Raw genomic sequence first — 13,746 nt, forward strand, 5'->3', positions numbered from 1 at the left:
CTCAAAATACGACTTCCAATTCATCCACAATCAAAGTACTTCCAGCAGCACCCATAAATTTGTCACCATCTTTACTAGATGAACAAATCAGAGCTAACTTATACAATTTGGTTGCATCATAAGTTTTACCTGCCTGAAATTTAAATTCAAGACTAAATGGTGTATATTCAGCTTTCGCAGTTCTGTCTTCCAATTCTGCTACTGCTACAATTTTATCTGATGTTCCGATTGTGTGACCATCTAATGATTCGCTTTCGCTTGAAACTTCATACAATACTCCTTTTATGCTACATTCGTCTGTTAATTCAGGATGTTCTACAATATTATTTTTATCCGTAGCATCAATGTATAATTCACCCGGAGTATATTTATAATATCCTTTAAACAACAAAGGCTTCTTATCACACATTATACCGAACTTAGTACTAGCTAACTGGTCAAACAAATTCAGTTCAAATTTTCCAGAGAATAAAGAACCAGAAGTTAAAGCTGGTGCCATACCAAAGGCTGCACCTTTTGTATCCAAAGTGATCAATTTGGCAGCTGCATTTCCTGCTTTTGCGTCATTTGTTTCAACAACAGGTAACCCCCCTTCATATCCAAAAGCACATAAATAAGCCCCTCCGGCCGAACTGGTTGCAAGTTCAGAGAGAGGCTCTGGTGAAAAGTATTTTGATTTTGGATTGGTTCCATTTCCTGCATCCAATTCTGTCCACTGATCTAAAGAGTAAATACGTTGTTTACCTCCCACTGACACAGTATATTTTGCCATTACAATACCATCCTCAGATGTCACAGTATAAGTAACAGGTGATGAAAAATCCTGAGCAACTCCACTGGCGGGAGTAATAGTTGCTTTATCCGAAACTTTGATAGTAGGAACTAATGCAGCTAAGACTTCCGGCTGAATATCATCAGCAACCATAAAAGTAATATTAGTACCATCGATAACCGGTTGCTGAGTTACCGCTTCATTATCGAAAGTAACTTCTGTAATTTTAGCTTCCGAGCTCTGATCAGCAGCCAGCTTCGTACCGCTAAAGTCTACTTTGACTGTGATGGCGGCACCTTCCTGAGTTGCTTTTACGTTGATTACCATTTCGAGCTTTTCGCCAACGATCGTTCCGTTCATTACAACATCACAATCGCCAACGACAGGCAAAGACAATTTTTGTTCACCATCGAATTTACAGGCGTTTTCACCTTGCATCTCTGCATTACATTTATCAACAGAGATGTTTCCAAGAGCCATTGCACCGAAACTGAAATTCTTCAGTTCCATCTTGATCTGGTTATCACCAACTTTGGTTACATACACTTTCTGAGGAAGACCTTTGCCTACATTTGCACCATCCAGGTCAACATCCAGAGCACCTTTATACACTCCGTCAAATCCTGTTCCGATAGGTTCAACCTTGTCGTCATCGCTACAACCGATGAACAAATTCAGCATACAAAGCATGCTAAATACATACAGTAATTTTGTTTTCATAAATTTTTCTAGTAAACTAATACCATTTAATTAGTAATAATACATTCATTAGTCAGCACGAAGATAACGAGATTTTTTGACAAATGGGCTTAAGTTTGGTTTTCTTAAAGTTCTAATTATTTATGTAAAAACAGCTTCACTGATAAAGACCGTTTAAAAAACAAGGGGTAAAAACACTTATTAAGAAATAAAAAGCAGAGCTTCTTATTTACTTTTAATGAATCAATAGAGATCCGTTATTATTTCCCTTATAAAAAGTTTTTGCCAGTATAGTGACAAAGTTATGCCACTCTATTGGCAAAATACTGCGTTTTAAACGCAGAACTAATCAAAGCAAAGAACAATTCTATTATCAGAAATAAAAAAGGAGCTATCGCTTAACGATAACTCCCATTTTATTATCTAAATAATGATAAACTTATTTCGTAAAGCCCAAACCAAAATCAACAACTGTTGCACTCTCAATTACAGGTGTAACCATTTGAATATAAGGTGCAACTTCAGCAGGCAGTAACGGTATTACTACCGGCAATACCTTTGTAATAAGATCTTTGGACACATAGAATTGTGCACTATTATTTTCAACCTTCATATTAATAGGTAAAGCATAATATTCTCCATTTTCCACTAACAAAGACTTTATAGCAGCTGCCATTTCTGCCCCCATCATCGTTTCGCCCATAGTCATTATGCTCTTATTAATAGCTAAATATAATTGGCCATCTTTTACATAATAACGAGGATCAAGCAAACCGATTATACCTGCAACACTACTATTCCCTGCAGCAGTAGTTTTAAAGGCAATGCCTAATTTACCATCTTCACCATAAGTGACAGTTACAGATTCTACTTTTTGAGCGATAAGTGCCCCTAATTGTTGAACCATTCCTGAAATCATAGCGCTCGCTTCGCTTGTCGGCTCAATATTAGCAAAAACATCAGCCATACCGTTAGCAATTGTCAAATTCCAGGCACCTACAACCGGAGAGGTTATTTTCACAGATGCAGTAATAGTCAATTTACCAGATTTAACTGTACCCTGAATAGATACAACGCGGTCTGAATTTGAATTTTCACCTGTTAAGGTATAGCTGTCGTCAGCTGCCTTTGTTAATTTGGCATCTACCTTAACTTCCGGTTCACCAACAACAACATTACCTAAGGTAACAGATGCTGCTTCAGCAGAAGTGGCATCCACTTTAACTGTTTCCGTTGATGAAGCCTTACCTTCTGTTCCGTTCAAAATTAATGTTTCTGCCTTATAAGTAGCAGATACGGCCTTCCAGCCGTCATCCGACTTATCATCGTCATCATCACTACAAGCAGTAAAAAAACTCAATGTGCAAAGCACTGTAAATAAGTACAATAAATTTTTCTTCATAACTTTCTTTTTTAATAACTAGCGTCTTAAACAATTAAGAATAATATATTTTTATTTAACGTCGCGAATATAGTTATTATTTCATTACACAAATAAAATAATCAAATACTTAACAACAGATGAACCAATTCTCTATAAATAATGACTAAAAATATCTGCCGGAAAACTTAAGTCCAAACATAATTAGAGGTAGATGTAAACGAATTTATACCTACCTCTGAATCGGTTTTGTTACAATTTCATATGTGACCCGTCGCAAAACGGTTGGTTCTTTGAATTACCACAACGGCAAATCGCCGTTCTTTCCATGATCATTTCTTTTCCATCGGGTGTAATCAGTTTTACCGGACCTTTCACTAACAACGGACCTTTATCCATTGCTTTCAATTCTACTAAAGGTTGTTCTTTGTTTTCCATAACTCTAATTCTATTGGTTTATATTATGTAAGCTTTATATAAGAACAACAACAAATTTGCATTTGTTTAGTAAAAACGGTAAATAGCACTTATTCGACCACCAACATTTTGTCGTTGACAGCGACTTTGTCGCCACCGGTAATATAGACCTCCTTCACTACCCCGTCTATCGGGCTACGTATCTCGTTTTCCATTTTCATGGCAACCAATACGCAAAGCGGAGTTCCGGCTGTCACTTCATCGCCGGGTTTCACATTCACTTTCAGGATCACGCCCGGCATCTGTGCAGTGATCACCTGGCGACCGACAGCCACCGACTGGATACGCGACAGGCGCATCTTCTTCAGTTCGTCGATTACCTGTACCTGAAAATAATCGCCTTTATTCTTTACTTCATACACATCGTCGGACACATTGGATATCTGAACACCGTGCGATTTATGATTGAGGATGATGGAATAGATGCTATCCCCTCCCACATTATAATCTACATTATATATCTTGCCGTTTACGGAGACTTTCTTTACCGGGCCGTCTTCCAGTATTTCCACCTTGAATTCGGTGTCGGGCATATCATTCACTGTTGCAAAATAGGTTGCTAATGCTTTTGACATAATCAGATCCTCCTTTTAATAGTTATTGGCAGTCATCTGCAGTTTACCGTAATATTTCCATAAAGACTCGCCTACCAGCGGAACTGTTGTCATACGGGCAGAGGCCTCCTTCTCCTGTTCGAAATGCTTGATGGCCGCAGCAATTACGGCAACCAGCGGATCGTTGTTCTGACGACGTTTCAGATCTTCTTTATCGAACTTGGTGTCGATGAAAGTAGTATCGTAATTCCCTTTCAGGAACGTCTCGTTATGTAAGACACGCTGATGGAACGGGATCGTCGTTTTGATCCCCAGAATCTTATATTCCCGCAACGCACGTGCCATATTGGAGATGGCAGATTCGCGGTTACGTCCCCAGGTACACAGCTTGGCGATCATCGGGTCGTAATGCAAAGAGACTTCAAATCCAGCATAAGCGGCACTGTCCAGACGTACATTACGTCCTTCGGGCGCTTCACGAACCTTGATGACACCCGGCGAAGGCATAAAGTTATTCTCCGGGTCTTCCGCATAGATACGGCATTCGATGGCCGCCCCTCTGAACTCTACATCTTCCTGTTTGTATGGCAACGGATTACCGGCAGCCACCAGGATCATATCGCGTACCAGATCGACACCCGTAACCTCTTCCGTCACCGGATGTTCCACCTGCAGGCGGGTATTCATTTCCAGAAAATAGAAATTCTGGTCTTTATCCATCATAAATTCCAACGTTCCGGCACTGTAATAACCGATCTTCTTACAAGCCTCCACAGCAACAGCCAGCATCTTCTTGCGCGTCTCTTCCTTTACAAAAGGTGATGGCGATTCCTCGATCACTTTCTGGTTACGGCGCTGGATAGAGCATTCACGTTCATAGAGATGGATCACATTCCCATATTTATCTCCCAAAACCTGTACTTCGATATGATGCGGATTCTCAATATATTTTTCAATGTAAATAGCATCATTCCCGAATGAATTTCCGGCTTCGGAGCGCGACAGACGGAAAGCTTCTTCCAGCCCTTCTTCATCACGAACCAGACGCATGCCTTTACCGCCTCCGCCGGCCAATGCTTTCAGCATGATCGGATAACCGACCTCTTTAGCCACCTTGCGCACTTCGGCTATATTGTTAACCGGCTCTTCTGTTCCGGGAACGACAGGTACGCCGGCTGCCTTCATGATCTTGCGGGCTTCGGTCTTGATCCCCATTTTGGCAATAACATCGGCACTCGGACCAATAAATATGACGCCCTCTTCTTCACATCTGCGGGCAAAATCTGCATTTTCAGATAGGAAACCGTATCCCGGATGGATAGCGGCACCGGTCTTCTTGGCGATTGCCAGGATCAGGTCGGGTTTCAGATAAGAAGTGTCTGTTTCATCTTCCGAGATACAGTAGGCTTCTTCGGCATATCGTACATGCAAGGCGCCCCGGTCTACATGTGTATAGATCGCAACGGTCGGTATATTCATTACGCGGCAGGTACGAAAGATTCGCATCGCAATTTCGCCGCGATTGGCTACTAATACTTTCTTTATCATAATCGTTCGCGTATTAAAGTGGTAAATTGGAATGTTTCTTCGGCGGATTGGATTGCCGCTTATTAGCCAGCAGTTCGAAACTGCGGATCAGGCGGGCACGTGTTCCCGACGGTTCGATGATCTCGTCCACATAGCCCAGTTCGGCTGCGCGGTAGGGATTAGCGAATTTCTCACGGTAATCATCCTGCAATTCCTTGCGTTTCTTTTCTACGTCTTCGGCTTTCTTCAGTTCTTTACGGAAAAGGATATTCACAGCACCGTCCGGTCCCATGACAGCGATCTCGGCAGTCGGATAAGCAAAATTGATATCACCACGGATATGTTTGGAGCTCATCACATCATAAGCCCCGCCGTATGCCTTGCGGGTAATGACCGTTACTTTCGGAACTGTCGCTTCACAATAAGCGTAAAGCAATTTTGCCCCGTGGCGGATAATACCTTCATATTCCTGGTGAACACCCGGAAGGAATCCCGGCACATCCACCAATGTCAACAGCGGGATATTGAAAGCGTCGCAGAAACGGACGAAACGGGCCGCCTTCACGGAAGCATTTATATCCAACGTTCCTGCCAGGGCAGCGGGCTGATTAGCTACAACACCGATCGTTTTTCCATTCAAACGGATATATCCGATAACGATGTTCTTGGCATATTCTTCCTGTACTTCAAAGAAATTATGATCGTCGGCAACCGACTCGATCAGTTCTTTCATATCGTAAGGCTGATTCGGATTGGTCGGAATCAGATTATTCAACTGTTCATCGATCCGGTTCGCACTATCGGTCGTCGGGATGAACGGAGGTTCTTCCATATTATTACTTGGAAGGAATGACATGAGTTCGCGTATCTTCAGGATACAATCCATATCGTTATCTCCTGTGAAATGAGCGACTCCGGAACGACTACTGTGCACTTCCGAGCCTCCCAATTCCTGCATCGTCACTTCTTCCTGTGTCACACTCTTTACTACTTCCGGCCCCGTAATAAACATATAGCTGGAATCTTTCACCATAAAGATGAAATCGGTCAGAGCCGGCGAATAGACTGCACCTCCGGCACACGGTCCCATGATCGCACTGATCTGTGGAATAACTCCCGATGCCATCGAATTGCGCAAAAAGATTTCTGCGTAACCTGCCAGCGAACGTACACCTTCCTGGATACGTGCTCCGCCTGAATCGTTCAGACCGATCACCGGTGCACCCAATTGCATCGCCATATCCATGATCTTACAGATCTTCCGTGCATATGTCTCGGAAAGAGCACCGCCGAATACCGTAAAATCCTGGGCAAAGACAAATACCGTACGTTTACCTATCAAGCCGTAACCTGTCACTACCCCATCGCCCAGCGGACGCTGTTTCTCCAGTCCGAACTCTGTACAACGATGGGTTACAAATTTGTCGACTTCCACAAAGCTTCCTTTTTCAAGAAGTAATTCGATTCTTTCACGGGCAGTCAGTTTACCCGCTGCGTGTTGTTTTGCGATACGGTCTTCGCCGCCTCCCAGCTCTGCTTGATGATTCAGAGCTGACAATTGTTCAATTTTTTCTTTCATGGCGATTGTCGGTTTATTGTTTGATGAACTTAAATTTTAACTACGGTGACATATACAAAAGTAAGAGCTACATTCCTCTTAAACTGTATCATATATTACACAGCATATATTCCATGATCTTAACGCCTTTACAAGATAAACATTTGAACGCACGAAAGAGTTACAGAAACCGATCGAATTTATCGATGTATTTATTGACAAAATTTATATAGTAGAACTTATAAGGTACAAAAAAACCTCTCAATCCCAATTAAATGAGGTTGAGAGGTCAAAGTAATGAACAAAAACAATCTTTTAGCAAGACTTGCCTGTCATAATATCTAATACCAATTTATCTGTTTCTTCCATTCCACGGGAGCCTATCGCTGTCAGGTTCGAGATAGATTTATCCACATCTTCGTCGATAATACCTTCAACAGGAGTTACCACCTTATTCTCCATCGCCATCAAAGCAGAAATCATAGCAGTAGAAACACCACTCGATACTTTCAATGCACAACTGGGCTTAGCCCCGTCGCAAATCATACCTGTAATATTTCCGATCATATTCTTGATCGCATACGAGATCTGTGTCTTATTACCGCCCATCAAGTAAGTAATACCACAACTGGAACCGGTAGCCGCAACCACACAACCGCAAAGGGCAGACAACCGTCCAAGACTCTGTTTAATATAAATAACCATCAGATGGCTAAGCGTCAGGGCACGTATCAGCTGCTCTTCCGAACAATTGATATCTTCAGCAAAAGATAAAACCGGTAATGTGGCTGCAATACCCTGGTTTCCACTACCGGAGTTACTCATAACCGGAATCATGGCTCCGTCCATACGGGCATCGCAGGCGGCAGCCGTCATTGTCAACATATGTGTATAGGCTGAATCACCCATATATTTCCGTCCGTATTCTCCGGATACAGTTTTACTGACGGTATGACCGTAATGGCCTTTTATGGAGGCTTGCGCGGCTTTTTTATTCAGATCGGCTGTTTCAATGATAAAACGTATTTCATCGAGTGGCATTCCCATCGCAAACTCGTAAACGGTAGAGAAGGATAATTTCAGTTCCTCTTCATGGCATACAGCGTCGCAGGATATATCTTTTCGCAGATCTGTCAGCACCACTCCGTTTTTCTCTACATATATTATATGTGTATGCTCGTGGCAAATGATGACCTTGGATGTTTCCTCCCCGGCGGTACAAATAACCTCTATATATAATTTGTCGACATTTTCTTTTAGAGCGATATGGATAATCTTATTGTCAATCATAGCTTTCCCGGCTTCCAATGCTTCCGGGGTTATATCCCGCAGGACTTCCAACTCATAAGCCGACTTTCCGATCAGCGTACCCAAAGCGACAGCAATAGGCAATCCTACCATTCCGGTTCCGGGAATTCCCACTCCCATCGCATTTTTCAGAATGTTTGCACTAAGCAACACTTCGATCTTTTCGGGACAGTGTCCTAAAACTTCGGCAGCTTTAGCAGCAGCCAACGCTACAGCAACAGGCTCCGTACAGCCAATAGCAGGAATTACCTCCTGATGTATAAGGGATATTATCTGTGATTTTGTTGTATTATCCATGATAATTATGTTTTACGCGTTAGATTGCGACAAAGGTAATGATTTTATTAATTCCCAGACTTTATATGATCAAAATTATCACTTGTTTTCAGTTGAAACGACAGATACCAAATGATTTGTAATTTATGTTATACGTTTCGCTAAATTCAGAATGAATATAATAAATTCGCAGCGCCCAACGCCATAGGGGGGAAACTAAATGAATTAAAAATAAAAGATTGTTTATGGAAAGGAAAAAAATTGTTTTCTACGGGTCAGCGATACTCGTAGCGTTATTATTAGTGGCTAAAATACAGATATTTGAATCACCTCCACCTTCTTCACCACCGGAAATCCGGATATCTGAAAACGATGATTTGCTAGGGCGCGCACTTCCCTCACTCGAATATATCCGGACTCACCAGCCGGAAGGTATTTCCGATTTACATTCCGTATCTGTCTATTCTCACAACGACTCACTCAAACTGGATTATTGTTATTCCGATACGCTTATCACCAAACTTATCTCTCCGACTTTTGTTCCCTCTGTCCAAATTCGTCAGACGGGACATCACTATCAGACATTCCTTGCAACGATACCGGAAGATGAAGATAGTTTTTTCAATATAGAATATCCGGAATTATGGGTACCTACAACCATTTATGTAGTATTCCTCTTAATCCTGTTATCAGTGCGGGGAGTTTGTCTCACAGCAGGAATAGTTCGCCGGAAGTGGGTGTATACAGACAAGAGTAAGCCACAACCTCTTCCCTGCCGTTGGGGTAAAGGTCAGTGGATACAAATAACGGATACAGGAGTATATATATGTATCAGTGTATTTATTATGACCGGGCTGCTCTCCATGTCACCAATTCCGAAATGGCTAGGTGACAGTCATTGGAAAAAAGAGGAGAGTAAAATACATCCGCCTCTCCGCTTGGAAGGTTTTAGCCTGGACCCCGGCAAACTACTTCAACCGGATGCTTATGGCATATCGGCTACAGGTGGTGAAAAAGTTTGTATGCTGAAACTGCGTTCATATCTGGATCGGCCATTGGTAGAAATCATCCGGCAAACAAACGACGGCCTAATACAACCGGAATACATCTATGCAGCAAAAAGTACTCCACGGCGTTTTATCGTTACCCGACCGGATATTCTCCATTCATTGGAAAAACTATACGGCACGCCTATTCCTTTAGTAAGGATGTCTTTACTGGAGGAGTATGACGAATATTACCACCCTGGTTCTGATCTGAAAAGATTGCCTTTGCCTGTATATAAGGTTGAAATAGATAACAAAGTGCAGGATCTTTACTATTTTCCTTCTTCTACACCGACATATTATCACTATAATTCGAATACGAAGTTACGAAAGAAAATATCATCTTTACCTGATAAGTGGTAAATGCTTTTATAAATATGTGGGTACGTCAAAAGTTGCTTTGACGTACCCACTTTTTCTTGAATCTTTCCGGTTTTATCAGTTATTTATCTACACCAACCGTTTCAACCGTAAAGGTTTCTTCTTCCGTTCCATTGCCTCGCCCCTCTTCCAGTCGTACGCTGAAAACAGCTTCACCCGTTTGCAACTCTTGCGAAGCATGTACTGTCACTTCATATGTTACAGGCTCATCTTTTGAAACCCTGGCTATCCGGACAGGATCGGATATTTCCAAATGTTGCCCCTCTCTGATTTTCACTATAGGAAGTACATTTACCGCTTCCTGAAAACTGTTATTTATGATCACGAAGGAGATACGGCAAGTTTCCCCTGCATCGATCTTCTGGTTATAGGTAAGACTATCCTCTTCCAGCAAAATATCTTCAATCCGGAGGTCAGGAAGAAGCACATGGGAGGAAGGTGTATATTTTGCCGGTCTGCTCCGCTCTACATATGTTTCACCCGTATTGGCAGCAATCGATGCTCCGGCAATCCCACCGACTGCCGTACCGATGAACGAACCGATTTCACCTCCCCGATCATCATCGATTGCCTCTCCGATCAACCCGCCAAACATCCAGCCGATAAAAGAACCGACCTGTGCACCGAAGCCAGCCCTGTCTTCCGAGCTCATATTCCTCATAGACCCGCAACCAGGCAGCACCAACAAAAAAATCATCCCAATGAGAAGTTCTCTTTTCATATATATCAACTATTTCGTTACAGTTTACCGGAGAATAAGCTCTCCTGACTTATTTTTATGACAGTCTAAATAAGAAAAACCCCCACCCGTTTCACTTTTTTATAACTGTTTATTCTTTTCATCAAGAAAGCAAAAACCTACTTACCAAGTAAGCCCCAATCTACTTATCGAGTAGTCTTCCGTCTACTTAGTAAGTAACCCTATACCCTACTTATCAAGTAAGTTGAAGGCTACTTACTAAGTAAGTTTTAACCGAAAAGTTACAGGATGTTATTCGGATAAGTAATATCTTTGCCGCCTGAATTAAAGTGATATGACGACAACCCCTATAATCTCTCCGATCGCGGATCTGCAACGCCAATTGGATCTTCTCCAAATGGAATACGAATATGAAAAAGAAACTTACCGACAACAATCTGAACGGATCGGTATACACCGAAAAATACAACAGGGACTTTGCTGGTATCCTGTCATTTCCGGTAAAAGCTATTACAATTCGCTGAATCAGTTGGTTATAGAGGTAGAACGCAGGGATGATAAAGAGATAGAACATAATTTCGAGTATGGTCGTCCGGTATGCTTTTTCACGACGAACGGGACAGGGAATCCACGTTATTTCAATTTCTCAGGTATTATCAGCTATGTACAGGAAGACCGGATGGTCGTTATCTTGCCGACACCTTCTGCATTATTCGATTTGCAGGCGGCAGACAGTTCATTAGGTGTCCAGCTTTATTTTGATGAGACAAGCTATAAAACGATGTTCCAGGCATTATCCAATGTAATGAAAGCCAAAAACAACCGCCTGGCTGATTTACGGGATATACTGATCGGCAAGGCACCAGCCGGACGCCGCAGCCTGTTTCCAATCCGCTTTCCCTGGCTGAACACCGCCCAGGAAGAAGCAGTCAACCACGTATTGGCAGCCAAAGACGTTTCGATCGTACACGGTCCTCCCGGAACAGGAAAAACGACCACACTCGTGGAGGCTATTTATGAAACATTGCATCGTGAGAACCAGGTATTGGTTTGTGCACAAAGCAATACGGCAGTCGACTGGATCTCGGAAAAGCTGGTCGACCGGGGTATCAATGTGCTCCGAATAGGTAATCCTACCCGGGTAAACGACAAGATGCTCTCATTTACCTACGAACGCCGTTTCGAATCACATCCCGACTATACCGAACTGTGGGGCATACGCAAAGCCATCCGCGAAATACAATCGTCACTACGTAAAAAGAATCATAGTGAAAAGGAAACAGCCCGCAACCGGCTTTCCCGACTTCGTTTCAGAGCGACAGAGCTGGAGGTTAAAATCGACTCGGAACTGTTCGGCGAAGCCCGTGTCGTAGCCTGTACGCTGGTCGGTTCCGCCAACCGGGTACTGACCAACCGCAATTTCACCTCACTGTTCATCGATGAAGCTGCACAGGCACTCGAAGCTGCTTGCTGGATCGCTATCGGTAAAGCCGACCGGGTCATCCTTGCCGGCGACCATCATCAGTTACCTCCTACAATTAAATGTATAGAGGCTTCACGCGGAGGACTGGATCGTACCCTGATGCAGAAAGTAGCCGGCAACAAACCGGATACGGTCTCTTTACTGAAAATACAATACCGCATGCACGACGATATCATGCGTTTCCCTTCCCACTGGTTTTATCAGGATGAATTACAGGCTGCTCCGGAAGTAAAGAATCGGGGAATACTGGCCTACGACACGCCGGTTGTATGGTACAACACGGCTGACTGCGATTTTGAAGAAGACCAGTTATCCGAAAGCCTGAGCCGCATCAATAAACAGGAAGCGGTATTACTAGTAGAACAGCTGCAAAACTATATCGAAAAGATCAGCAAAGAACGCGTACTGGATGAAAGTATCGACTTCGGACTGATCTCCCCTTATAAATCACAGGTACAGTATATCCGCGGCCTGATCAAACGAAATGCTTTTTTTAAACCGTTCCGCAAACTGATTACAGTCCATACGGTAGACGGTTTTCAGGGACAGGAACGGGATGTGATCATGATCAGCCTGGTACGTGCCAACGAGCAGGGAAACATCGGTTTCCTGAACGACCTCCGGCGTATGAACGTCGCGATTACAAGAGCTCGCATGAAACTGATTATCCTGGGAGATGCCTCTACCCTGACAAAGCATGCCTTTTATAGAGAATTATACAAATATATCATAGCAAACGGTCTTGTGATAAAACAAAATATAAAATGAAATACAAGTTATTAGTCCTCGATCTGGACGGAACATTAACAAACAGTAAAAAGGAAATAACTCCTTATACCCGGGATACACTGATAAAAGCGCAGGAACAAGGTCTCCACCTCGTTTTGGCTTCGGGACGTCCGACCTACGGAATCGTTCCGCTGACTCAGACACTGGAGATGGAACGGTTCGGCGGCTTCATTCTTTCTTTCAACGGAGGCAAGGTGATCGAAGTAAAAACCGGCAAGGTTTTCTACGAACAGGCATTGCCGCCGGACATGATGCCGCTGCTGTACCAACGTTCGCACGAAGCCGGATTGACCATCCTTTCCTACAACGGAAAATATATCCTGACGGAAAACAAGGAAGACAAATATGTCAAATATGAATCTTTCCTTACTAAAATGAAAGTGAAAGAGACGGATAATTTCCTGCGCGACCTGCAGTTGCCTGCCGATAAATGTCTGATCGTTGGCGAGCCCGAAGACCTGGTTCCGCTGGAAGAAGGATTACGCCAGGAAGTCGGGGCACGTATCAATGTGTACCGCTCGGAAGCCTTTTATCTGGAAGTCGTACCCAAAGGAATAGACAAAGCAGCCTCCCTGGCTCGCCTTTTGGAACGTGTCCGTATAAAAAAGGAAGAAGTCATCGCCATCGGAGACGGATATAATGACCTTACGATGATCCAATTTGCAGGTCTCGGAGTCGCAATGGCAAACGCCCAGCCACCCGTAAAAGCAAACGCTGACCAGGTTACTCGATATACGAATGATGAAGACGGGGTTGCACATTTCATTGACGATTTAATGAAAGCGTAATCGGTAT

General features: G+C 43.1%; 11 protein-coding genes. 3 read left to right on the plus strand and 8 right to left on the minus strand.

Annotated elements, in window-relative coordinates:
- Window position 1: 1 nt before the first annotated feature.
- The 7 genes from BQ7394_RS11540 to BQ7394_RS11570 all read right to left on the minus strand — a co-directional run bounded on the left by BQ7394_RS11540 (window position 2) and on the right by BQ7394_RS11570 (window position 8,573).
- Window positions 2-1,453, minus strand: coding sequence for a PCMD domain-containing protein (locus tag BQ7394_RS11540; RefSeq protein ID WP_235848732.1), 1,452 nt, complete (start codon window positions 1,451-1,453; stop codon window positions 2-4).
- A gap of 457 nt (window positions 1,454-1,910) precedes the next feature.
- Window positions 1,911-2,873 carry a hypothetical protein gene (locus BQ7394_RS11545; RefSeq protein WP_075557575.1) on the minus strand — a complete coding sequence of 321 codons (963 nt, stop codon included), beginning with the start codon at window positions 2,871-2,873 and terminating at the stop codon, window positions 1,911-1,913.
- A gap of 231 nt (window positions 2,874-3,104) precedes the next feature.
- Entirely contained in the window at window positions 3,105-3,290 is a 186-nt protein-coding gene (locus tag BQ7394_RS11550) for a CDGSH iron-sulfur domain-containing protein (RefSeq protein WP_075557576.1), read from the minus strand.
- 89 nt (window positions 3,291-3,379) lie between these two features.
- Window positions 3,380-3,904, minus strand: a complete 525-nt coding sequence (locus BQ7394_RS11555; protein ID WP_075557577.1) for a biotin/lipoyl-containing protein — start codon at window positions 3,902-3,904, stop codon at window positions 3,380-3,382.
- A 15-nt stretch (window positions 3,905-3,919) separates the two neighbouring features.
- Window positions 3,920-5,431, minus strand: coding sequence for an acetyl-CoA carboxylase biotin carboxylase subunit (gene accC, locus BQ7394_RS11560; protein ID WP_075557578.1), 1,512 nt, complete (start codon window positions 5,429-5,431; stop codon window positions 3,920-3,922).
- A gap of 13 nt (window positions 5,432-5,444) precedes the next feature.
- Complete coding sequence (locus BQ7394_RS11565; protein WP_075557579.1) at window positions 5,445-6,989, minus strand: acyl-CoA carboxylase subunit beta; 1,545 nt, start codon at window positions 6,987-6,989, stop codon at window positions 5,445-5,447.
- Window positions 6,990-7,283: 294 nt separating this feature from the next.
- Window positions 7,284-8,573 carry an L-cysteine desulfidase family protein gene (locus BQ7394_RS11570; RefSeq protein WP_075557580.1) on the minus strand — a complete coding sequence of 430 codons (1,290 nt, stop codon included), beginning with the start codon at window positions 8,571-8,573 and terminating at the stop codon, window positions 7,284-7,286.
- Between the two features lie 224 nt (window positions 8,574-8,797).
- Here BQ7394_RS11570 and BQ7394_RS11575 point away from each other — a divergent pair, with 224 nt between their 5' ends.
- Window positions 8,798-9,961, plus strand: a complete 1,164-nt coding sequence (locus tag BQ7394_RS11575; protein WP_235848733.1) for a hypothetical protein — start codon at window positions 8,798-8,800, stop codon at window positions 9,959-9,961.
- Between the two features lie 79 nt (window positions 9,962-10,040).
- On the opposite strand, the gene BQ7394_RS11580 is transcribed toward BQ7394_RS11575, so the two are convergent.
- A complete protein-coding gene (locus BQ7394_RS11580) occupies window positions 10,041-10,700 on the minus strand; it encodes a glycine zipper family protein (RefSeq protein ID WP_075557581.1) in 660 nt (219 codons plus the stop codon).
- Window positions 10,701-11,013: 313 nt separating this feature from the next.
- Between BQ7394_RS11580 and BQ7394_RS11585 the strand changes: the two genes are divergently transcribed.
- Together BQ7394_RS11585 and BQ7394_RS11590 are read left to right on the plus strand one after the other, a co-directional pair.
- Window positions 11,014-12,930, plus strand: a complete 1,917-nt coding sequence (locus tag BQ7394_RS11585; protein WP_075557582.1) for an AAA domain-containing protein — start codon at window positions 11,014-11,016, stop codon at window positions 12,928-12,930.
- Window positions 12,927-13,739, plus strand: coding sequence for a Cof-type HAD-IIB family hydrolase (locus tag BQ7394_RS11590; RefSeq protein WP_075557583.1), 813 nt, complete (start codon window positions 12,927-12,929; stop codon window positions 13,737-13,739). The genes BQ7394_RS11585 and BQ7394_RS11590 overlap by 4 nt, the downstream gene beginning before the upstream one ends.
- Window positions 13,740-13,746 lie beyond the last annotated feature (7 nt).

Origin of the sequence: Parabacteroides timonensis (genome assembly GCF_900128505.1) — a bacterium.
GTDB lineage: Bacteria > Bacteroidota > Bacteroidia > Bacteroidales > Tannerellaceae > Parabacteroides > Parabacteroides timonensis.

What these genes read in the sequence shown, in the direction of transcription:
- BQ7394_RS11585 (WP_075557582.1), top strand. Translation starts at nt 11,014, where the DNA reads ATGACGACAACCCCTATAATCTCTCCGATCGCGGATCTGCAACGCCAA.
- BQ7394_RS11570 (WP_075557580.1), bottom strand. Translation starts at nt 8,573, where the DNA reads ATGGATAATACAACAAAATCACAGATAATATCCCTTATACATCAGGAG.
- BQ7394_RS11545 (WP_075557575.1), bottom strand. Translation starts at nt 2,873, where the DNA reads ATGAAGAAAAATTTATTGTACTTATTTACAGTGCTTTGCACATTGAGT.
- BQ7394_RS11575 (WP_235848733.1), top strand. Translation starts at nt 8,798, where the DNA reads ATGGAAAGGAAAAAAATTGTTTTCTACGGGTCAGCGATACTCGTAGCG.
- BQ7394_RS11550 (WP_075557576.1), bottom strand. Translation starts at nt 3,290, where the DNA reads ATGGAAAACAAAGAACAACCTTTAGTAGAATTGAAAGCAATGGATAAA.
- BQ7394_RS11555 (WP_075557577.1), bottom strand. Translation starts at nt 3,904, where the DNA reads ATGTCAAAAGCATTAGCAACCTATTTTGCAACAGTGAATGATATGCCC.
- BQ7394_RS11590 (WP_075557583.1), top strand. Translation starts at nt 12,927, where the DNA reads ATGAAATACAAGTTATTAGTCCTCGATCTGGACGGAACATTAACAAAC.
- accC (WP_075557578.1), bottom strand. Translation starts at nt 5,431, where the DNA reads ATGATAAAGAAAGTATTAGTAGCCAATCGCGGCGAAATTGCGATGCGA.
- BQ7394_RS11540 (WP_235848732.1), bottom strand. Translation starts at nt 1,453, where the DNA reads ATGCTGAATTTGTTCATCGGTTGTAGCGATGACGACAAGGTTGAACCT.
- BQ7394_RS11565 (WP_075557579.1), bottom strand. Translation starts at nt 6,989, where the DNA reads ATGAAAGAAAAAATTGAACAATTGTCAGCTCTGAATCATCAAGCAGAG.
- BQ7394_RS11580 (WP_075557581.1), bottom strand. Translation starts at nt 10,700, where the DNA reads ATGAAAAGAGAACTTCTCATTGGGATGATTTTTTTGTTGGTGCTGCCT.